The organism is Acidicapsa dinghuensis, assembly GCF_025685685.1.
GTDB classification, from domain to species: Bacteria; Acidobacteriota; Terriglobia; order Terriglobales; family Acidobacteriaceae; genus Acidicapsa; species Acidicapsa dinghuensis.
On record NZ_JAGSYH010000002.1, the window covers coordinates 920,948 to 943,304 of the forward strand.

General features: G+C 58.3%; 17 protein-coding genes. 6 read left to right on the forward strand and 11 right to left on the reverse strand.

Features of this window, described 5'->3' with window-relative positions; all coding sequences use genetic code 11:
* Positions 1 to 275 precede the first annotated feature (275 nt).
* Genes OHL22_RS07530 through OHL22_RS07540 form a run of 3 tightly spaced genes read left to right on the forward strand, consistent with a single transcriptional unit; the run spans position 276 to position 2,624 of the window.
* A complete protein-coding gene (locus OHL22_RS07530; RefSeq protein WP_263334990.1) occupies positions 276 to 1,586 on the forward strand; it encodes a Tad domain-containing protein in 1,311 nt (436 codons plus the stop codon).
* Between the two features lie 3 nt (positions 1,587 to 1,589).
* Positions 1,590 to 2,051: a TadE/TadG family type IV pilus assembly protein gene (locus OHL22_RS07535; RefSeq protein WP_263334991.1), complete on the forward strand. Its 462-nt coding sequence runs from the start codon at positions 1,590 to 1,592 to the stop codon at positions 2,049 to 2,051.
* A gap of 3 nt (positions 2,052 to 2,054) precedes the next feature.
* Positions 2,055 to 2,624, forward strand: a complete 570-nt coding sequence (locus OHL22_RS07540; RefSeq protein ID WP_263334992.1) for a TadE/TadG family type IV pilus assembly protein — start codon at positions 2,055 to 2,057, stop codon at positions 2,622 to 2,624.
* Between the two features lie 129 nt (positions 2,625 to 2,753).
* Here OHL22_RS07540 and OHL22_RS07545 read toward each other — a convergent pair whose 3' ends face one another.
* From OHL22_RS07545 to nadD, 10 genes are all read right to left on the reverse strand, one after another.
* Positions 2,754 to 4,379, reverse strand: coding sequence for a class I adenylate-forming enzyme family protein (locus tag OHL22_RS07545; RefSeq protein ID WP_263334993.1), 1,626 nt, complete (start codon positions 4,377 to 4,379; stop codon positions 2,754 to 2,756).
* Between the two features lie 11 nt (positions 4,380 to 4,390).
* On the reverse strand, positions 4,391 to 5,542 hold the full coding sequence (locus tag OHL22_RS07550; RefSeq protein WP_263334994.1) for an SDR family oxidoreductase: 1,152 nt from the start codon (positions 5,540 to 5,542) through the stop codon (positions 4,391 to 4,393).
* A 76-nt stretch (positions 5,543 to 5,618) separates the two neighbouring features.
* Complete coding sequence (locus OHL22_RS07555; protein WP_263334995.1) at positions 5,619 to 6,404, reverse strand: DeoR/GlpR family DNA-binding transcription regulator; 786 nt, start codon at positions 6,402 to 6,404, stop codon at positions 5,619 to 5,621.
* Between the two features lie 109 nt (positions 6,405 to 6,513).
* Positions 6,514 to 7,407, reverse strand: a complete 894-nt coding sequence (locus OHL22_RS07560; protein WP_263334996.1) for a copper homeostasis protein CutC — start codon at positions 7,405 to 7,407, stop codon at positions 6,514 to 6,516.
* A gap of 41 nt (positions 7,408 to 7,448) precedes the next feature.
* Positions 7,449 to 10,847 (reverse strand): TonB-dependent receptor, encoded by a 3,399-nt coding sequence (locus OHL22_RS07565; RefSeq protein WP_263334997.1) that lies wholly within the window; start codon positions 10,845 to 10,847, stop codon positions 7,449 to 7,451.
* Positions 10,848 to 11,240: 393 nt separating this feature from the next.
* The gene (locus tag OHL22_RS07570; RefSeq protein WP_263334998.1) at positions 11,241 to 13,583 is read right to left on the reverse strand and encodes a GH92 family glycosyl hydrolase; all 2,343 of its coding nucleotides are present in this window, start codon (positions 13,581 to 13,583) and stop codon (positions 11,241 to 11,243) included.
* 306 nt (positions 13,584 to 13,889) lie between these two features.
* Positions 13,890 to 14,615 (reverse strand): copper homeostasis protein CutC, encoded by a 726-nt coding sequence (locus tag OHL22_RS07575; protein WP_263334999.1) that lies wholly within the window; start codon positions 14,613 to 14,615, stop codon positions 13,890 to 13,892.
* 190 nt (positions 14,616 to 14,805) lie between these two features.
* Entirely contained in the window at positions 14,806 to 15,327 is a 522-nt protein-coding gene (locus OHL22_RS07580) for a 23S rRNA (pseudouridine(1915)-N(3))-methyltransferase RlmH (protein WP_263335000.1), read from the reverse strand.
* Between the two features lie 113 nt (positions 15,328 to 15,440).
* Positions 15,441 to 16,358 carry a ribosome silencing factor gene (rsfS, locus tag OHL22_RS07585; RefSeq protein ID WP_263335001.1) on the reverse strand — a complete coding sequence of 306 codons (918 nt, stop codon included), beginning with the start codon at positions 16,356 to 16,358 and terminating at the stop codon, positions 15,441 to 15,443.
* 139 nt (positions 16,359 to 16,497) lie between these two features.
* Entirely contained in the window at positions 16,498 to 17,235 is a 738-nt protein-coding gene (gene nadD, locus OHL22_RS07590) for a nicotinate (nicotinamide) nucleotide adenylyltransferase (RefSeq protein ID WP_263335002.1), read from the reverse strand.
* Positions 17,236 to 17,429: 194 nt separating this feature from the next.
* On the opposite strand from nadD, the gene OHL22_RS07595 reads away from it, so the two are divergent.
* The 3 genes from OHL22_RS07595 to OHL22_RS07605 are packed head-to-tail and all read left to right on the forward strand — an operon-like array spanning position 17,430 to position 19,620.
* Positions 17,430 to 18,725: a GGDEF domain-containing protein gene (locus OHL22_RS07595; RefSeq protein WP_263335003.1), complete on the forward strand. Its 1,296-nt coding sequence runs from the start codon at positions 17,430 to 17,432 to the stop codon at positions 18,723 to 18,725.
* A gap of 50 nt (positions 18,726 to 18,775) precedes the next feature.
* Complete coding sequence (locus OHL22_RS07600) at positions 18,776 to 19,177, forward strand: vitamin K epoxide reductase family protein (RefSeq protein ID WP_263335005.1); 402 nt, start codon at positions 18,776 to 18,778, stop codon at positions 19,175 to 19,177.
* Complete coding sequence (locus OHL22_RS07605; RefSeq protein ID WP_263335007.1) at positions 19,174 to 19,620, forward strand: DinB family protein; 447 nt, start codon at positions 19,174 to 19,176, stop codon at positions 19,618 to 19,620. The genes OHL22_RS07600 and OHL22_RS07605 overlap by 4 nt, the downstream gene beginning before the upstream one ends.
* A 7-nt stretch (positions 19,621 to 19,627) precedes the next feature.
* On the opposite strand, the gene OHL22_RS07610 is transcribed toward OHL22_RS07605, so the two are convergent.
* A complete protein-coding gene (locus OHL22_RS07610; protein ID WP_263335010.1) occupies positions 19,628 to 22,333 on the reverse strand; it encodes an ABC transporter permease in 2,706 nt (901 codons plus the stop codon).
* Positions 22,334 to 22,357 lie beyond the last annotated feature (24 nt).

The window sequence follows — 22,357 nt, forward strand, 5'->3', positions numbered from 1 at the left end:
CGGCTGTCACATGCGGGTGACTCTGACCGTCAATTCCCCCAAAAGACGCTATCGGTACCTCAAAAGTGGTTGTTCGTATAGAGCCGACCCAAAGGATACTTCTGTTCAGGCAGCTCGATTTTCCGGAGGACTATAGTACCGCGGCGCATGGCTTGTGAATGTTTATGACCGCGTTATAGGTCCACGGAATTCTTGCGAATACTGGACTGTCTGCAAGAGAGATAGAAAGTGTCTGACCGCCGGCGCATAGGTAACCTGTGCCGTGGGTGAGTTACATGAGATTGTTACGCGACGAGAACGGACAGGCTCTGATAGTGGTGGCGCTGAGCATGGTGTTGCTGCTGGCCTTCGCAGCAATTGCCGTGGATGTAGGGCGGCTTCTTTACATACAGCGCCAGCTACAAACCGCAGCCGATGCCGCCGCAGTGGCGGGCGCTATCGAATTGCAGCAGTGCGGTACAACTGCCAATTGTTCAACCATGCAGACCGCTGCAAAATCGGCGCTCGCCGAAAACAATCTTTCTGTTTCCAGCTCCAACTTACTCACTCAATGCGCGACAGGCAGCACCACGCAGTTAACCTTGACGGTCAATAACGGGCCATGCGCTCTGGGCGCCAGCGATCCCAACCACGGCAATACAAAATATGTGGAGGCAGTTGTTGCTGAGCCGGTGATAACCCTCTTCGCAGGAATTCTCAGCGTCAAGTCATTCAACATCTCCGCGCGTTCCGAAGCTGGTCTCGGTGACCCCACAGACTGCGTATACGTTCTCAACCCGACCGCCACAGATGCCCTGCTGGTCAACGGCAACTCTACCCTCACCGCACAGTGCGGCATTATTGTCGACTCAAACGCGAACACAGCCGCACTCTTCAATGGCCACCCCACCGTCTCGGCATCGGAGATCGATGTCGCCGGAGGCGCTGTCAGCAACGGCAATCCTTCAGTCAGCCCGACCCCAACCACCGGAGATCCTCCGCAGTCTGATCCCCTGGCAGGTCTGCCGGCTCCTCAGGTAGGAGCCTGCGGTGCAACCACATCGAGTCCCTTCACTGGCTCCCCGTCGAGCGGCGCGACAGTCAACGGCAACGGGAGCGCCGTCTTCAACCCCGGAACTTATTGCGGAACCGTCACCCTCAACGGGAGCTCTACTGCCACTTTCAACCCGGGCACCTATATCTTTACCGGGAACTTCCAGGTTAATGGCAACAATACCCTTACTGGAACTGGCGGAGTCACCTTCTATTTCTCCTCCACCGCCGGTTCTTTCACCGTAAATGGCAATTCCCATGTGGATCTCGTCGCCCCCACTTCTGGCACCTACGAGGGCATCCTGCTCTACCAGAACGCCAGCGACACCAACACCGATATCATCAATGGCGACAACACCTCGGTCTGGCAGGGAACCATCTATCTCCCCGGTGCTCAGCTCACCGTCAACGGTAACGGCAACGCCGCCGCCTACACCTTCCTCGTTGTGAACAAGCTTCTCGACAACGGCAACTCCACCTTCACTCTGGGCGATGATTATTCGTCGCTGCAGGACGGCCCTCCGGTTAAGGGTAAAGCTCATCTGACGGAATAACCCATGCGCCTGTTTTCCTATTTTCGTGCTCTCCTGGCCGCGGACCACGGCTCCAGCCTTGTGGAAGTGGCCCTCACTCTGCCATTCCTGCTGTTAATCCTTGCCGGTGCTGTCGATTTTGGCCAAGCCTATCATCTGACCATGGAAATGGCGGGCGCAGCTCATGCCGGAGCCGAGTATGGTGCTCAGAATCCGACCGATACAACGGGCATCACGACAGCGGCACAAAAAGGCGCCCCGAATGTGCCCAACTTAACTGTCACAACCCCCACCTACGGCTGCGAATGCTCAGACGGCACCTCGTTTTCTGCAAATTGCACGACCATCCCTTCCTGCACATCGAATGTGGTTTACCGGGTAACCGTCAGGGTATCGGCAACCTACAAGCCATTGGTGCCATGGGTCGGAGTCCCTTACCCAATGTCCCTTTCCAGTTCCGCAACGATGCGTGAGGGAGGAGCCTAAAAGATGGCTGGAATCATCCCTGGAAATTTTCAGCGTGGCTTACTGACGCAAACGAGACAAAGGTTTGTGTTCAAGCAACACTTCGGCTTTTTGCGTCGCGAAGAGGGCAGCCAGATGGTGGAATTTGCCCTTTCGATATCGGTGTTGTTTGCAGTACTCTGCGGCATCTTTGGATTCTGCGAGGCAATCTACTCCTCCCATTTCGTCGCCTACGCGGCCGAATCGGGAGCGCGCTATGCCATGGTGCGTGGCGCGGAGTGGAAAACCTCGTGCAATACATCGGCGCCGCCTAATTTCACGCTAGGCTATAACTGTCAGGCAGTCGCAAGTGACGTGCAGAATTATGTGCGAAGCATCGCGTTGCCCGGAATCAACCAAAGCGCCGTCACAGTGAGTACCACCTGGCCGGGCACAACCCCCGACTGCACAACGGGCTGCACCGTATGCACTACCACTACTAGTCAGGGCTGTTTTGTCACAGTTCAGGTAACATATCCGTTTCAGTTTCGGCTTCCCTTCCTGTCCCGCTCCACCATGTCCTTGACCAGTACTTCGGAGAAGGTGATTCAGTAGTTCCGTTTGCCGCAGAAGGCTCACGTTGGCCAGCCTACTCGTGTGCGTCACATCTCAAACCTGGTACTGACTCGTCCTCCTACGGACGATCGTTGCAAGTTATCTCAGGTCTCATGCGCCGTGGCGATCTCATCGCGAGACCGCCACGCTTGCTTCCGCCGCAAACCGCTCCCGCAGCTCCCGCCGCAGCATTTTGCCGTTGTGGTTCTGCGGCAACCCGCCAGCTTCGACAATCCATACCCGCTTCGGAGCTTTGTACCCGGCAAGCCGAGCCTTGCACCACGCCACCAGCTCCGCCTCATTCACTTCGGAATCGGCCCGCAGCTCTACCGCGCCTACGGCAATCTCGCCTTTCTCCGTGTGGGGCAGGCCAAACGCCACGGCCCGCGCCACAGCTGGATGCGCAAGCATCGCCTCTTCCAGTTCCCGCGCATACACCGAGTAGCCGCCGGACTTGATCACGTCCTTGCTACGACCAACCAGCTTCACCAGTCCCAGCCGGCTTCGCACTGCCAGATCGCCGGTCCGCAGCCAACCATCTTCCGTGACAAGCTCCGCATCCTCATATCGCCAATACTGCGGCCGAATGCCTCGCCGCCTGATCTGGCATTCCCCGGCCATCCCCGCGCGCACAGGTCTGCCATCCTCATCCACAACCCTCACCTCAAATGGAGGCACCGGCACTCCCCAGTCCCCGCTCCCCGGCGCAAACGAGAGATCGACGCCCATCATCGCGAGGCCGCCCAGTTCCACCATCCCGTATCCATTCAAAATCACGGGAGGAATACGCTTTCCCCCCGGCAACCGCCGAAATGCTCCGTAGTGCCGCAACCGCTCGCGGACAGCGGCAGGCAAAGCATCGCTGGCCGAGAGCCAGACTCGCACTGTCTTTAACCTCTGAGGATTCGGATTGCTGTTCAACAGCCGCGCAAACATCTCCGGCACACCCACAAACGTCGTAATGCCCAGCCGCTCCACCAGCAGCAACGCCCGCTCCACGTCAAACCGCTCCAGAAAGCAGCCCGGAATCCCGGCAATCATCCCATTCAGCGCAATGCTCACCGCCATGATGTGCGACCACGGCAACGCGATCAAAGCGAGATCTTTCGCGCCTAGAAACATCCCAACCACTACAGTCGCTGATCTTGCTCCCAGCAAGGCCCGGCTCGACAACGCCGCGCCCTTTGGAGACCCGCTCGTTCCCGATGTGTGAAAAACGGCCACCGTCGTACTCTGCTCGACCTCCACCGGTGCAAATACCTCGCCCGCCTCTGTCAGCCGCAGAAACCCCGGCATCGTTTCCCGCTCGCCGTCATCCTGAATCCACGTCTCGACCGGCAGCGCTGTGCAATCGTGAATCGTCCGCTCAAACACCGTCTTGTCCGTGATCAGGGCCGCCGTCCCGCTCTCGCTGAGAATGCGCTGCACCTCAGTCAGCGAAAGCATCGGATTCAGCGGCACGGCAATGCCGCCGGCCCTCACAATCGCCAGCAGCCAGTGAAAGCAGACGCGGTCGTTGCTGCGGTAAATCGCCACCGTCTGCCCCGGCGTCAGCCCCACAGTACGGCGTAGAAAGGCGTCCATCGCGCAGACCTCGCGATGCAGCTCAGAGAGATGGTACGCACCATCTTCGTTCACCGAGAGCACTGCATCCCCGCGATGACGCACCAACTCATCCACCAGGTTCGCAACCGTCAGCTTGCGGTCGCGGGCCATCTTCCAGCGGGATGCTATTCCTGTTTTAACTATTCTCATTCTCGTCAAATCTATTTCGCTTGTTCCGCGGGAACCGGCTTTCGTCCCCACTCACTCGCCACGCAAAACTCTAACAGCCGTTCAAAATAATCCAACACCTGCGGAGCCACAATCCCTGCCGGCCGCAGCAGCCGCTCCGCATTCGCCGTATCAAATTCCATCCGCATCGTGAAATACTCCCGGTACGCTTGGCCATCCACAAGTACCCTTCGCTTTTTACCCCATAAGATCAGCATCAGCAAAGGCCGCACCGTCGCAAAAAACAGCCTAGGATCCACATATCGCGGTCCCAGAACGTGAAAGAACTCCGCAGCCCGCTGCGCCAACTCACCCAGCTTCGCACTGGCTCTCGGCCCTGCGCACAGATGCACCGTCTCGCCTAGCGCCGCCTCATCAAAGGTCAACTGCGCCACTGCAGAAGCCACAAAATCTACCGGCACAATATCCAGCACGGCGTCAGGATACCCGGGCACCGTCCGCCACAATCTGCGCGAGAAAATCTTGAGCGGCCAGTAGAGCATCTTGAAGCTCGAAGTCGCTCCCGTCCGCGAATCGCCTACCACGATGCTCGGCCTCAGAATTACGCCCGGTATCGACCGCAGTTTCGATCGCACCAGTGCCTCAGCTTCAGCCTTTGTTCGCTCATAGGTATTGCGATATCCCTGCCCCACATCCAGCTCATCCTCGCGAATAAGCCCGGTCCGCGCCCCCGCAACATAAGCGGTGCCCACATAAGCAAAGCACTTTAGATTCGGAGCGGCCTCGGCCAGCTCCAGCATGCGCCGCGTCCCCTCCACATTGATTGCGCGTGCTTCCTCAAGCGTATGATCGAACCGCACTGTCGCCGCGCAGTGAATCACCCGAGTCGCTTCGCCCGTTATCCGTGACCACGCCGCATCCTCCAGACCGCAGCGCGACAGGCTTACGTCACCCGCATACACATCCACACGCCCGTGGTCCAGCTTCCCGGCAATCTCCGCACCACGCTCCTGCGCGCTTTTATCGCGGCTCGCGCGCACCAGCAGCGCCAGCCGCGCCACCGGATGCCGCTCCAGCAGTTCCCGCACCAGGTGCTTGCCTACAAAACCCGTCGCACCCGTCACCAGGATGACTTCCGGGTGGTCGATCCGTTTACCTTCTGAATTGTCTTTTAAATTCATCATGGACTATGCGCCATGATAGCTTGCGGCCCCTGTGTACTTCCGCATGTGCACGCGCACGGCCCGAGAGCCAGGGCTCCTAAGCGGTAACCACCTGTACACCTAATGCGGTAAAGGCATTCACCGCATCTTCAGCGATACCGTCGTCCGTGATCAGCACATCGATATCGCTCACGGGGCAGATCACCGCTGGACTCGCCAACCCGACCTTACTGGAATCCGCCACCACCACGACCTGTTTCGCACGCCGCACCATGGCTCGAAATACAGCGGCTTCCTCTGGCTCAATGATCGTCGCTCCGTGCTCCGCATCGACGCCGCAGACCCCCAGAAAGACCCGATCCATCACCACCACATTCAGCGACTCAAGGGCCATCGGGCCAATCAGCGAAAACGCGCCCGGATAGCGCAGATCCCCGCCCGTCAGCGTTGTTTCCAGGCCCGCGGTCGAGCTTAGCTCCATACCGATATTCACTGCATTGGTAAAAATGTGCAGCCCGCTGCGGTGCCTCAGTGCACGAGCGACCTGTGTCGTTGTCGTCCCGGCGGTAAAACCTACTGTTTCCCCTTCGCCAATCAGCCCGGCGGCGGCAGCAGCAATTCTTTGCTTTTCGCGCGCGAACCGGTCCTCACGCTCACCGTAGGAAGCATCGAACCGGAATGGCTCATAGGTCGCTTGGCCGGCCAACATCACGCCGCCGTGTGTACGATGCACCAGCCCTTTTTCTTCAAGCCGCATCAGATCACGCCGTATGCTCGCAGGCGACGTAGCAAACCGCGTCGTCAGTTCCTCGACTGACGTCTTACCATGCGATAACAACAGCCGCAGGATCTCTTTTGCGCGCTTATCTGTCTTCGAAGACATACCGGCTCGTTCTTATCGATAAGATCGTTTCGTTGCGGTGCGGTACTGAAACTATGAGGAATGGAAACGATACCATCTACCATTCATGGCACGCAAACCGCTCTCTGTTTTAACCTCGATCTATGCGGAGAGTCTCCGCGAAAGTTCTCTCAATTGCTTCGCGCAACTGTTGCACATCCGAGGTGCGTAATACACAGCGCGCGTAGTCCTCATCGCCTGCACCGCTGATCTTCAGCTCGGGCTTGCGAAATCTGACCGGACCGGGTACCGACCGGCGCAACGACGCGTGAAACTCCAGCGCCCCTGTCGCCTCTACAATCTTCGATACGTTGTGCGGTCGGACGCATCCGCACACCATCACAGCAATGCGTTCCCGCGCTGTTTTTATCAGTCCCGCCATACAATCCAGCCCCAGCATCGCGTTTGGTGCGCCTCCCGATGTCAATACACGGTCCGCACCGCAGTGAATTACATCTTCCAGTGCCGCCTGCATGTTCTGCGTCATGTCGAGCGCCCGATGGAAGGTCACCTCGATTGGAGGTGCAGCTTGATGTGCCACCTCTACGAGCATCCGTGTCGGTTCCACGTCCACATCGCCGTCTGGAGTGAGCAGGCCCAGCACCACGCCGTCTGCGCCAGCCTCACGTGCCGCCTCAATATCCGCGCGCATCACGGCAATCTCTTCGCCGGAGTAGCAAAAATCCCCACCACGCGGGCGGATCATCACCTGCACTTCAATTCCAACGCTCTCGCGCACTGCGCGAATCAAGCCCATACTGGGAGTCAGGCCACCTTCGGACAAGGCGCTGCACAACTCGACGCGTTGTGCGCCCCCAGCTTCCGCGGCCTTTGCCGCCTCTACAGAATCAACGCAAATCTCCAGCTTCCACATCACCCCATCCAATAAAAAATTCCGGACCTCTGGTTGCACCGTGCCCATCGCACCGGGCTTGGTTCGCCAGAGGGCCCGGAAGTTGAAAAGCTTCCAATCAATTTTTGCCATTCGAATCAGGCCACAGCAAGCGCTGCGGCCTTGGCGATGGGCTAGAAGTTATAGTGCAGTGAGAACTGCAAGTGGCGCTCCTGCGAACGAATCGAGTTCTGCTGGGCGATGTATCCGAAGGTCGTGTTGTTGATCCCCGTATCCGGATTGCCGTAGCTCACAATGTTAAATGCGTTGAAGGCATCGAAACGGAAACCAATCGTTTGACTCTCCACGATGTGGAAGTCCTTGAACGCCGAGAGATCGGCATTGAAGTATCCCGGCCCGCGCACCGCGCCGTTCCGCGAAGTACCAAACGTGTTCGTGGCCGGAGCGCCAAAGGCGCACACACCGTTGTCCACACCCGGCGTTGTACAGGGCTGCGCCGAGGGGTCATCACCGAACCAGTGATCGATCGACTGGTGCACGATCCTCATCTTGCGGTACTGGTTTGCGCGCTCCACGCCATACGGATTGCCGGAATTGTTGCTCGTGCTGCTCGACATCGTCTCTGGAAAACCCGTGTAGCCAACCAGCGCCGTCGAGAGCTTCCATCCGCCGACCACTTCATCCAGCGCGCGGCTCGTATTGGGCAGGAACTGCTGTCCCCGTCCCAGTGGTAGCGCATACACCCCTGTCGCTGAGATGTTGTGTTTGATGTCGTAACCCGCCGGACCGTAATCCGCCGCACTGTCATAGTAGTTCTGAAACGCTCCGCTGTATCCGTTCACATTGAGCGCATAGTTACCCAAGCTGTTTGTCATCGCCTTGCCGTACGTGTAGTTAAAGGTGTACTCGAGGCCATGCCACTGGCGTTGCCGCAGAACCACCTGCAGCGCGTTGTAGTTCATCATCGCGCGTGACTCTGTCACGAGTAGGACACCCGAGCCAACCGCCGTTGCCGCAGGCGTATTCACGCCAATATAGGGACTGTTGTAGAAGGGCGCCGAAGTCGGGTCGCCATTTACCGTGTACTGGTTCAGGTCGCCATAGTCCTCAATATGCTGGCCTTGTTCTCCCAGGTAACCCACCTGCAGCGACAGCGTAGGCGTAACCGCGTACTCCGTCGTCAGGTTCCACTCCTGCACGTAGGCTGGCTGAATATTCTTCGGATACACGTTGTACGTGCCGCCGTAGCTGATATTGCCAGTGAACCCCTCTTCCGCAGTGCGCGGCGCTGGAATTCCTGAAGACGAAGGTCCGTTGATGTTGATGTTGATCGCCTGAATGAATGGAGTAATCGACGTCAGGCGCTGGTTTGAAGAGTTGCCTTCGAAGAAGCTGGAAGCGCTGTATCCGCCGCGAATCACAGAGCGTGGCGTCGGCTGATAGGCAAAGCCAAATCGCGGCACAATCTGGTGGAAGCTCCAGTCATAGCAGCCGCGGTTGCTGCACAGCCCCGATCCAGGCGGCACAACGCCCGCCGGAATCGCATGCGCGTACAACACCTGCCCCGTCGTTTCATCCACATTGCCCGTCTTGTTGTTCTGCTCCGCCCACGGCTCGTCCAGCTCCCAGCGAACACCCAGGTTCAACGTCAGGTTAGGCAGCACGCGATAGTCGTCGTTCACAAACTCTGCCACGCGCCACTGTCGCTGACCGACATTGACGCTGGCCAGCGTAACCGCCGCCGTACTCACGCGATCCAGCAGAAAGTCCGCGCCGCCGTAGCCCGAGTTCGCCACCGAAGGATCGGAGCTGAAGTTGCCGTTATAACCTAGTGAGCCGAGGTATCCGTCGTTGTTCGCTGTCGGATAGTTGTTCTGGTAGCGTAGCGCCTGTACGCCGGCCGTGACGACATGGTGTCCATGCTCCCACGTGATGTTGTCGATATAGCTGTAGGTGTTGTCGATCAGCCCACCGCCATACACCGGGTTGCCACCCGCAAACAACCCACCACTGATGCTTTGGTAGGTGTAGCCATCAAACGACTGGCTCGGGAAAGAAATACCCACTACCTGATTGCCGGTAGTCCCGAACTTGCCAGTTGGGTCGGTCGGAAAGTTCTGCGCCCACACCGTTCGCGTAAAACCGATGCGGCCGGTGTTGATGAGATTAGGCGAGAAAGTATGCACCCACGTCGCGCCGCTCAGCTTCGTCGGATACAGGTTTACTCCCGGAAAGCTGATCGGCAGCACCGGCGTCGAGCCATCATACGCTGTCGACATCGAATAGAAGCCCGTCAGCTTGTCTTTAGGGCCCCAGTCGTACTCAATCTTTATGTCGCCCTGGTTATTCGCCTTGTAGCTGCGTGTCGGCGCCTGGTAGTTGCTGTTCGCGATGCCATCCGTCGGCGTCGCATTCGGCAGTGGATACAGGCTCGGGTTCGCAAACAAGAACTTCGCCACCGGGTTCACCACCGGCACGCCCTGGTTATTGGCATACGGTGCGTAGTTATTCAGCGTGTCATACAGATGAACCGGATTATCGCCGGCCAGCAGCACCGAGAAGTCGCCATTGCGCATCGCTTGTGGAAACACGCTATCCGAGCCAGTGCCGCCTGTGTGATAACGCGACCCAAGGTAGTCGACAAAGAAGAATAGCTTGTCATGCAGAATCGGACCGCCAAAGGTGCCCCCAAACTGATCCTGCGAGTACGGATTGATCGGAATAATCGGGCTCTTGTTGTTGTTCTGCCACGAATTGGCATTCAGCCGGTAATCCTGCACATAGCCATACGCTGACCCGTGAAAATGGTTCGTGCCGCTCTTGAGCACGTTCACCACGCCGCCGCCGTTCACATTGCCAAACGTCACTGGCGAATCAGCGGTGACCACATCCACCTCCGCCAGCGCAGCCGGAGCGGGGCTATACGAGATCAGGTTGTTGAACGTCTCGTTCATATCAATCCCGTCCAGCGTGTAGTTATTCGCCTGGGCGCGATTGCCATTCAGGTTGATCGAATCCGTGAAATACGTGCTGCGCTCGATCGAAGTCGGTCCCGAAGTGCCGGCTGTGTTCACCGCGCCGGGGAGATACAGAGTCAGCGCCGAGAAATCCAACCCGTTCAGCGGCAGATTCGAGATCGTATTCTCTGTAAATGTGCTTTGCAGCGTCAGGTCGTTGGTATTCAGAATCGGCGCTGCAGCCGAGACGCTCACCGTCTCAGTGCCGCCGCCCACCGTCAGTTTCACATTGAAGTTTGCAACCTGCACTGCTTCAAGACTGAACTCCGGCAACGCTTGCGAATTGAATTCACTCGCCTTCACCGTCACTGTGTAGTGACCGATTGGCAGTCCAACGATCCGGAAAAATCCGGTCTCATTCGTCGCCGCTGCCGTATCCACGCCGGTCTCTACAGCATGAGCCGTCACCTGCGCGCCCGGCACCGCCGCATCGCTTGTGTCAGTGACTGTTCCGGTAATCGAACCACTTACCGTCTGGCCCATCGCAACAGGCAAACAGCACCACCCCACAAGCAGCATCACCATCACAATGGCTGCATACATTCGTTTCATCATGGCCTCTCCACAGTTCTCTTGCTGCCAAATGCGCCTTTAATTGAGTCGTTCCTTACAGCCAGAGCCGTCCAGCAAGCTCCGGTTGTCTCTTGGTACCCGATTCGCGCCATCCTGCCGCTCTCGCCACATATTTCCGCTGGCGAGGCGGCATCCTTTCCTCCGATGCCAATCGTCCTTGCCGACGCCGGAGAGACTCACCGCATTGCAATCAGACAGTGAGGTCTTTGCACACAAAAACTACGCCGTTTTGATTGCTTTGTCCACAAAAATGATCATTTCAATCAGAATTGGCTGTTTATCCTAAGGTCGCTCTAAAAACAAAACGGGCCGCCGCATCCTGCGACAGCCCGCTAAGGTTGGTATTCTCTGGTCTCTAAGTCATTTTCCTTGTCTTCAAACCGGCATCGACGACTTAGGCCGCGTCTCCTCGGAGCGTCCAAAGCCAGGATCAGCCGCATCCGTCATCTCGACCACGAACCGTCCGCCCTCCGCCACATCCGCATGAGCAAACCACGCATTCGCGTGTGGCTTGCCGTCCAGCTCCACGCTCTTGATGTACACGCTGTCGGCTGATTGGCGCTTCGCTTCGACCACCAGCTTCTTCCCGCCGGCCAGTTGCAGCGTCACGCGATCGAACAACGGTGAACCGAAGACATAATGCGTGCTGACCGGATCAACCGAGTAGAAGCCGATCGAGCTGAGCACATACCAAGCCGACATCTGCCCGCAGTCCTCATTGCCCGCCATGCCGTCGAGCGCATTTGAATACATCTTGGTGTTGAGCATATGAATGCGCGCCGCTGTCTTGTCGGGCCTTCCGGCAAAGCTGTAGAGATACGCGATGTGGTGGCTCGGCTCATTGCCATGCGCATACTGCCCCACCATGCCTGCAATATCCGGAGGAGCATCGGGCGGCAACGTCGAGGGCTGGTCAAATAAAGTATCCAGTTTCTGCACAAACGCCTCATCGCCGCCCAGTACCTGGATATACCCCGTCACATCATGCTGAATGCCAAAAGTCGTCTGCCACGCATTCGACTCCGTGTAGTCGCGCCACTTTTTCGAGTGGCCCAGCTCGATCGGATCGAACGGCACAGCCCACTGCCCGTTCTGAAACTTAGGTCGCAAGAAGCCTGTGCTCTGGTCCCAGTAATTGCGGTAGTTCCGCGAACGCTTGCGCAGCGCCTCGGCATTCGCTTTGTCGCCCAGACGATCGGCCACATGCGAGACGGCCCAGTCGTCGTAGTCATACTCCAGCGTCTTCGAAACCGACTCATCTTCGCGGTCGCACGGAATGTATCCAAGGCTGCGATACCAGTTCAGGCCGCGATAATCGTCGTCAAAGGCGCGCTTCTTCATCGCCGTATACGCGGAGTTGTAGTCGATGCCTTCGAATCCCTTTACCATCGCCTCGGTAATCACGGCAGCGGAGTGATAGCCGGTCATCGTGCCGGTCTCTTTGCCCTGCAGTGGCCAAACCGGCATGCCCGCAGGACTCTGCTCCGCCATGTGAATGAGGCTGTTGATCATATCCGGCACGCGGTCTGCATGCACCATCGTGAAGAGCGGATGCTCAGCGCGGTATGTATCCCACAGCGAGAACGTCGTGTAGTTGTGCTGACCCTTGGGCAGCTGATGAATCCCGCCATCCATGCCCATGTACCGGCCATCCACATCGTCAAAGAGCGTCGGAGCCACCATCGTGTGGTAGTAAGCCGAGTAAAAGACGCGCTTATTGTTGTCGCTCGCCGACTCCACGCGAATCTTCCCCAGCTCCTCGCGCCAGCGTCCCTCGGCAGCCTTCTGCACCGCATCAAAATCCCAGCCATGAATCTCGGCCGCGAGGTTCTTCCGCGCGCCGTCGGTACTCACACCTGACAACCCGGCCTTGATCTGGATTTTCTCTCCGGCCTTCGTCTTGTAGTACACCACGGCCTTGAGATTCTTCGCCTTTTTCGCACCGTTCGAGTCGGTTGCGTTATCGTCTTCGAAGAACTCCACGCGATCGAACGGCCGCGAAAACTCCAGCGCAATGTACATCTGCCGTCCTGCACCCCAGGCATTCGTCGCATGACCTGCAACCAGCATGCGGTCGTTCACCTTCTCCAGCGAGCACCACTCGATGTTGCCCGGCCCCTGTCCGTAAGCATGAGTCAGGTCCAGCACAATGTGGCTCGTATCGCTTTCCGGAAACGTATAGCGATGAAAACCCGCGCGCTCGGTCGCGGTCAGCTCCGCCTGGATGCCGGTGTCCTTGAGCAGGACCGAATAGTAGCCGGGGTGGGCATGCTCATCCTCATGCGAAAACCGCGTGCGATAGCCATCGCCCTTACCCTCAGCCGCCGACTTGCGATCTCCCGGATGCAGCCGCACATCGCCCGTGCGCGGAACAACCAGAAAGTCGAGCAAATCGCCGCATCCCGTGCCGCTCAGATGCGTATGGCTGAATCCCATGATGGACACATCGGAGTTGTGATATCCCGAGCACCAGTCCCAGTCATCGTTGTAGGTGTCAGGGCTCAACTGCACCATGCCAAACGGCATTGTCGCGCCCGGATACGTGTGCCCATGCCCGCCCGTACCCCAGAAGATATTCACCAACCCCAACAGATCCTCATCTGACGGCCCATCTGCCAGCGCAATCTTAGGCAATCCAATCGCAGAAACTGCACCAGCCGCGGCCATCCCCTGCAGTACCCTGCGCCGCGTCCACTTTGAATCAACTGCTTCTTTCATTGAATCCTCATGCATTCGGTAAAGCCGGCAATGCCGGCAAATGAAAAACCTGATCCACGACAAGCGTATAGTCTCGAAACGTATTTCAACCCTCTGTTTACGCGGAAAACGCACGGATCTTCGACGAGCGCGTCTTCCGCTCGTTGGGATAAACAGAAAGGTGCTCGCGCATTTTGCGGAGACAGGACGTCCAGATCCCCTTGCTGCGGACCGGTTCTCGAACCGGTCCAGTTCATGAATCAATCCTGTCTTAATTGTTCACCATTCAGCACAGGAGGATCTTTTCCGTTTATATACCGGCATACCCTATCTTCCCGCCGCAACTGCCGCCATGCTCTCCTGTTGCAACAGACGCACGGCTTCACGCACATCGTCCGTCAGCACTATCCGGTGCGAAGGGTCTTCTTTCGGATGCTGAGAAAGCGATCCATGCAGGCAGGTAATGCCCGTCCGCCTCACCACCTGGGCGAGATTTCCCAGCCTCAGCCCGCCCCCTGCCATGATCTCGATACGTCCGGCGGCTTGTTCATGCAACTTCGCAAGCGCTGTCGAGCCCTCCAGCACATTCGCCGCGCCGCCTGAGGTCAGCAGAGTATCGGCGCCTGTCGCAATTACATCTTCAAGAGCCCGCTGTTGATCGCCGATTTCATCAAACGCCCGATGAAACGTCACCCGCATCGGACGCGCCAGGGCCACCAACTCGCACGTGCGCTTCACGTCTACGTGTCCATCCGCCAGCAGCACGCCAACAACAATCGCTCCCGCCCCGGCAGCCTTGACCCGCAGAATCTCTTCCCGCATTTGCGCAAACTCGGCAACCGAATAGACAAAATCCCCAGCCCGCGGCCTCACCAGCACATGTACCGGAATCTTCACCGCTTGCAGCACGCTCTCCAGCAGCCGCAGCCGCGGAGAAACCCCGCCTACATGCAACTCCTCGCACAGCTCAATCCGGTCCGCGCCGCCAGCCTGACCGGCTTTCGCCGCGTCCAGGCTCTCCGCGCACAACTCAAAAAGAAACGACTTCCGCATCAAACACTCGACGAGCCGCAACCGCAGACACACTCTACTTTCCAGGCCCGGTGAAAATTGAAATCCCTTTCGATCTAAGCCGCCCGCATCGTCACTGTCAAGGACAATAGGCCTAGATCGCGCCGAGCCGTCTCCTTAGATTCACCGGCATCTTAGGATTCGAAACGCCTGACTCTGTCTCGAATGAAATTTAGTGTCCTGAGTGATAAGGATGATTGTGCAGAATTGTGAAAGCGCGATACATCTGCTCAGCCATTACCAGCCGCGCCAGATCGTGAGCCAGCGTCATCGGGCCAAGGGACAACAGCATACCCAAAGAGCTCTCACGTACGCGCGCCAACGCTGTTTCGCTCCAGCCATCTGCCGGACCTATCGCAAAAACCAGGTGCTGCGCTCCGTTATCGCGGCGCGTACCCACCCATGCGGCAAACTCTTCCGAACGAAGCTGCCGTCCCCGGCTGTCCAGCAGCACTGGAATCGGCGCAGCGCGCGATATTTTGCCGGATGATTTGGTCCCTGCAATCCAATCAAGGAATGCTGCCTCTGTCGCGAACCCTTGCATCTGGCACTGCGCATACGGCTGCACGCGCTCAACATAGAGACGGATCAGGGATTCATAGTCGGCTCGCTTCGCCGCGCGCGCTCCCGCAGATTTCGATCCGATGTGGGCAAGAGTAATCAGCATCGACTGCGCCGTTGGCCGGCAAGCCATTGAACCGCAGGCCTTCATGGAGACCGGTTGAGGTCATTCCCGAAGGCCTTTCTGGAAAGTGAAGGCCTGTCTAAAAAGTGACGGCCCATCTGGAAACTCGCGCCAGCGAAAATCTATCGCCGTTTTACAGCCTTCTTGGCCGCTTTCTTAATGGCAGCCTTTTTAGCGGGAGCCTTCTTCACAGACTTCTTAGCTGCTTTTTTCACCGGAGTTTTCTTCGCTGCAGTCTTCTTGACTGCCTTCTTAGCCGCCTTCTTGACTGCCTTTTTCGCTGCGGTCTTCTTCGCGGCCTTCTTTACCGCTTTCTTCGCCGGTTTTTTGGTGCCCTTCTTGGCAGCGCTCGCCGCTACATCAACCGAAGCGGACGCGTCCGGATCCTCGCATCTCACGATTGGCGGTTGAGCGCCAAAGTTCGGAGGTGCTTCTGCTCCTGCCATCACCACGCCACTGGTGTTGCGAAGGATCGGCGGCCCTGCGCCCTCTACCTTCAGCGGTTCGATGGGCAGTTTAGCCGCTGCCGTATCGCTCGAACCACTTGCGGCATTGGCTGCGTTGTTGACACGTCGGATAACCACGTTGGAGTCTCCTTTGGACGATTTCTGTGGCTGCGCGGGGATAGACTTCGCGCTTGATGCAGGGGAACTCTTGCGTACGGCGCGCGTTTTCTTTGCCAGAACATCACGCAACTCAGCCTCAAGCTCGGCCGGAGTCAACGGCCGGGCCGATTTGCGCAGGCGCTCGATGTCGTAAAAGGCGCGCTTTTCCGAGAGAAAGACGTGTATGACGAGATCGACGTAATCAAGCAGAATCCACTCGGCCTGCCGCCGTCCCTCAACCGAGGTCGGATATACCCCAAACTCGCGCTTCAGCCGCATCTCAATCTCATCGGCGATGGCAAGCACCTGGCGATCGTTCGTCGCCGAGGTGATTAGAAAAAAGTCGGCCAGGCCTGAGTCAGCAGGATCGAGCTCGAGAATCCGTGTATCTTCGCCCTTCTTGTCTTCGCAGGCTGCTACGGCAGCCAGAAGCATTTGGCGTGTTTCCGGTGTTGGCATCTTATGTATAAGTCCCTTTGTACCCGAAGAGGCACGACCTATGTTAGCAGGAAGTTCAATGCGTACCTGAATGGAAACGGCTTACTAAGATGGACGGTCCTGAGGCGCGATCCGGCTATCCCTGGTAAAGCCCGTGCTCCCGGATATACGCGAGCACCGCCGGATCGATCAGCATCCGGCCCTGAGCATCCCCGCCGCCCGTCTGTCCGCCATCTTGCAGTTGACCGCGAAGCTCGGTCGCGCTGATCTCGTAATGCAGATCCGGCAGCACCGTCAGCGAAGATTCCCGCCCCGCTCCGTCGGTAATCCTGTACTGATGCGGCCTCCCCGGCATTGGTTCGCACGTAAGCCCTGCGGGCATGCAGCAGAAAAGATTCTCATTGCCGCTCTCTACCTCTTCGGTTGACGCGGGCCGCGAAGCCACAATCAATCTCGCTACAAACGGAATCTCTGCCGCCTGGTGCCAGTGATGCAGCGTCCGGAATGAGTCGGCCCCCAGCAGCAGAAACAGTTCCGATCCTGCCGGCAGCATCTTTCGCAGCCGCCTCAGCGTGTCGATAGTGTAGTTCGCGCGTGTAGCTCCGGTCTCGCCCGGCTTTGGTGCATCCAGAAGCGAAACTTCAAAGCCCGGCTCCTGCGCGATCGCCAGGCGCGTCATGGCCACCCGATCATCAAAGTTGGCCGATGACCCAAGCGGCTTCAGCGGCTGCAGCCCGACCGGCGCAAACAGCACACGGTCCAGGGAAAGAGCCTCGCGGGCTGCACGGGCAATCGCTAGATGGCCCAGATGCGGCGGATCAAAACTGCCGCCAAAGAATGCGACTCGTCTCAGATCGGCAGGCGCACGGAGCATGGGGATATCCTAGCCCACCCGAAAACCCGGAATACCATCGGCAATGAAACCGTTCTCCGACTCAAAAGGTAACAGGTAGCGGCAACCGATTCCAAATTCGTGATTTGAAATCATTTCAAACGAAATTCGTGACGATTTTCCTTGACGAACTCTAGTAACCAATGGCTTACAATTGGACAACCAACCGATTACCAATGTCACTTCTCACGTGGTTCGATCCCCGTACGCTTTACGGCTGTCAGTGCATGCTGGCGGTGATGTTCGCCATCCTATTTCTCTGGATGGGCCGGGCATTCCCCTCGGTGCGCGGCGTCAAGTCGATGGCGCTGGCCTTTGTGTTAGGTATTCCCTGCACATTTTTCCTGATGGGCAGAGGCCATATTCCGGACTGGCTTTCCGTAATCGTGGCAAACCTGTTGGCAGCCACCTGTTTTCTGCTTGTTTATGACGGCATCCTGCGATTCGTCGGTGGCCGACGGCAGCTCGGATTGCTTTGCGCCATCTCCGCCGCCGCTCTCTGCGTGGTCGTCTACTTCAGCGAAATAAAGCACGATATCGTTCCGCGAATCGTCGCCATGGGCATCGCGACAGCCACCATCCGCGCCTTTACCGCGTGGGAACTGCTACGGATCGCTGGATGGAAGTGGCCGGGACGGAACGATCTTCGTGCCCGCTCCTCAGCCTCAGGTAATGAGTCGCGAAAAGTCATCCCCATGCCGCACGTAAACCGCAGCGCCATGCGCTTTTTCGGTGGCTTCCTCGCCATGCTCTCCGCTCTTGGCGTATCGCGTGTCGTGCTGACAATGATCCACGGCGCGCCACAGGATTTCATGCAGCGCGATTCGGTTCAGATTTCCACCATGCTGATGAACGTCGCGTACATCGGCGTCTATGGCCTCTGCTTCCTGACCATGGCCGGTCAGGAGCTCATCCTGCGTAGCCAGGAAGAATCAGAAAAAGACGCGCTATCCGGCGTACTCAATCGCCGAGGCATTGAGGCCCGGCTTTCGACCGAGCTCAAGCGCTGCAGCCGCAGCATGATGAAGCTGAGCATCGCCCTCGTCGATATCGATCACTTCAAGCGCCTCAACGATGCCCACGGCCATGCCGCCGGTGACGCTGCGATCCGTCAGGTGGCCGCTGCCATCGGCTTCAGTCTGCGTGATGCCGATTATCTGGGCCGCTACGGCGGCGACGAGTTCCTCGTCATTCTTCCCATGACCGCCTGCCATCAGGCCGAGATTGCAACCGCGCGCTTTCGCCGTGCGGTCGGCACGCTTCAGCTTGGCAGCTATCCCGGCCTCACCCTCAGCGTGGGCCTCACCGAGGCAAGCCCCGAAGACGACGCCATCAGCCTCATCGCGCGAGCCGACTCCGCTCTCTACCGTGCGAAGAGCGATGGCCGCAACTGTACTCGTTCCGCCGTACCCTCCAGCACCTATCCCGTCATTCCCATCACGCAGCCTGTGCGTGTCCAGGCGCAGTCGTAGCGTCTCCCCGATTGCGCTTTACCGCAAGACAAGCTGCTAGCATCAGAACTATGCGGTACTTGGTTTCCCTGTTGGCAGTCGCCGGATTCGTGGTTTCGATATTAGCGTTTCAGGTTCACTACTCCACCACCACAGCACCCTGCGACATCAATGAGAAATGGGACTGCGGCATCGTCAATCATTCGCCCTTCGCCATGATCGGCCCCGTGCCTGTCGCTGCCCTCGGAATCGCCGGATACGCACTTCTGGCCTTTCTCGGCTTCCGCCGCCACAAGCGCCTGCTCATCACAGCCATCGTCCCGGCCTTCGGCTACTCCATCTACCTCACCAGCATTGAAAAGTTCGCGTTGTCTGTCTGGTGCGTCTACTGCGTGACATCTCTCGGCATCATCTGCCTGCTGACGCTGCTCGCTCTAGCCTGGCAGTTCTTCCCCGATCGAAAGAAACCATGAAAGAACTCAGCGCAAAACTCTTGCAAACGATAGACAGAGCCGAGCCCTCGCTACGCGCTGTGAGCGAATCGGAAAGTGAAACTCCGGCGTTGGCCGGCGGATGGTCGCGCAAGCAGTTGGTATGCCACCTGATCGACTCAGCCTCCAACAACCATCAGCGATTCGTCCGCACCGCACTGGTAGGTGAGCTCGCCTTTCCCCGCTACGATCAGGACGGCAGCGTCCGCATCCAATCCCCAAACAAGGCTGGCTGGTCCCTGCTCGTCGATCTCTGGGCAGCCTACAACCGTTATCTGGCGCATGTTATCGCGCATTTGCCGGAGGAGAGCCTCAACGCCCTCTGCCGCATCGGCGACGGAGAACCCGTCACCCTGCGCTTTCTCGCGGAAGATTACCTGGCCCACCTCAAGCATCATCTGCAACAGATAGGCCTCGCGAAGTGAACCAGCCCTAGTTACTCCGCAGCGCTTGCATCGGATGAATCCGCGAAGCCCGCCGCGCCGGCAAATATCCGCTCAGCAGCGCAATAGCAATCAGACTCGCAGCCATCGCAACGTAAGCCACCGGATCCCAGGGCGAAGTATCGAAGAGCAGCGAAGCAATCAGCCGGGCAACACCCAGCGAAGCCACTGTGCCCAACGCCAGCCCCGCCAGAGCCATCCGCAGGGTCTGCCACAGCACATCGCGCTGCACCCGCCCCGTAGTAGCTCCAAGCGCCATTCGCACCCCAATCTCCTGAGTCTTCTGCGTAATCGAGTACGAGATCACGCCATAAATCCCCAGCGCCGCCAGTAGAATGCCCAGCGTGGCAAAGATCGTCACCAGTAGCACAAAGAATCGCCGCGGCGATACCGAGTGATCCACCAGTGTGCGCAGCGGCCGGAACTCCGACGCAGGCTGCGATGGGTTGAGACTGCGCAGCGCCGCAAGCACCTCCGCTTGATTCACAATCGAGTCCAGCGAGCGCACGATAAGATTCGCACCTTCGACATCCGAGTTCTGCGTCATCGGCACGTAAATCGTTGGACTGGATTCCTGTTCGAGGCTGCTTTCGCGTACATCAGCAACGACGCCAATAATGCGGTCCGAATTCTTGCTGGTCGCGTGCGCAAGCTTGCCGACAGGGTCTTCGCCCGGCCATTCGCGGCGGGCCGCAGCCTGGTTGATGATCAGTACGTGCTGATCGCTCGGCGCATCATGCCAAGTGAAGTCGCGGCCTGCGACAAGGCGCATACCCATCGCTTGCAGATAGCCCGGCGTCACCAGATAGACAAGCGCGCCCCTATCCGCGTCCTTCGCGTGATAGCGGCCATCAGATTCAAGTCCCCATTCCCGGTTGCGATCCAGCGGCAGCAGATCCGTCACACCCACCGCTTGCACACCGGGCAGCGCGCTGACCTTGTCGATCTCAGCCTTGAGAATATTGGTTCTCTGGATGAGTTGATCGTTGTTGTTCGCCGGAGGCAGATCGATCTGCATCGCGACGGCATGGGCAGGCTTGAAGCCAAGATCGACGTCGAGCACGCGGAGGAAGCTGCGGAGGAGTAACCCGGCGCCGACGAGGAGCACACAGGCCAGTGCGACCTCGGAGATCACCAGCGTCGACCGGAACCGCTCATGACTGCGGCCTGCGGCCATACCCGATGCATTGTCCTTGATCGCCTCCTGAAGATTCACGCCCGACATGCGCAGCGCCGGAGCCAGCCCAAACAAAATGCCGGTAGCAATCGCAATCAGCAGCGTCCACGCCAGCGATTCCAGATCCACATGCATCGTCGCCAGCAACGGCAGCGAAATCGAGCTCTGGTGCGCGAGTTCATACACGATCGCGTAAGCAAATCCAAAGCCCAGAACCGACCCCGCCGCCGAGAGAATCAGACTCTCGGTCAGCAGTTGCCGTATAAGCCGCCCGCGCCCAGCGCCGAGAGCGCGCCGCATCGCAAACTCCTTGCCTCGCGTGGCTGCCCGGCTCAACTGCAGATTCGACAGATTCACGCATACAATCAGCAGAATCAACCCGACAGCACACCACAGCACCACCAGCGATCGCCGCAGCTTACCGGCCACATGATCCTTCAGCGTCGAGAGATCCGAAGCATAGTCGTAGTACCAGTCCTGATGCTGCGTCTTCATTAACGGGAAGAGCCGGTTGGCCTCATCTTGCGCCTGAGCCTCGGTCACCCCCGGCTTCAACCGCCCGACCATCGCCAGCGTATTGCCCCAGGTCTTCCAGTAATCCATCACGACGGGCACAAACAGATCGACCTTCTTGCCTGGAGAAAACACCGCCCCAAAATCGAAGCTCGCAGGCAACACGCCCACAATCGTCACCGGCCCATTTACTCCGGCCGGGCTCGTATTGATCTCAACCGTCCTGCCAATCACGCCGGGATCTCCAGCAAACTGTGTCTTCCAGAAGTAGTAGCTCAGGATCGCCGCAGGCCGTCCGCCCTTCAGCGTTTCTTCGTTCGTAAAGTTGCGCCCCAGTGCAGGCGTCACGCCAAGCATCGGAAAGAAATTACCCGCAACCTCAACAGCGTCAAGCTGCCTCGGCTCGCCAACACCCGTCATCTTGTACTGCAGCGAACCATAAAACGTCTGATACGCCGTCACATCCTGAAACGACCGGTTGTTGCGCTGAAACTCGCGATACACATCCACCGTGTATGTATCCGCCGAGAGCCCGCCCGCAGCGCGTATCTTCGCATCAAAGCTCTTGCCCGCCCGGAACCACACCAGTTGCTGCGCTTGCGGAAACGGCAGCGGCCGCAGCAGCATCGTATTCACGACGCTGAAGACAGCAGCATTTACACCCACTCCCAGCGCCAGCACCAGCACCGCAATCGCAGTAAACGCAGGATTCTTGGCCAGCGTACGCAGCGTATACCGCGTGTCCTGCTGACACTCGGCGATGTAGTCGGTGATCCGTCGGCGTCGTTCCATGTGCTCTCCTATGCGCTCGCCTGCTCTCTGCACAGCGAGTATGTTGCCAAACTGCTGTTCGGCTTCTTTACGTGCTGCCTCGGGACGCCAACCACACGCGATCAATTCATCAATCTTGCAATCGATATGAAAGCGCAGCTCAGCCTTTATATCTGCCTTGTTGTCCTGACCGAGTAGCCGGTCATACCTGCGCCAGATAGGTGTTTTCTTCATACAAGTCCGGTCACCGCCGCATAG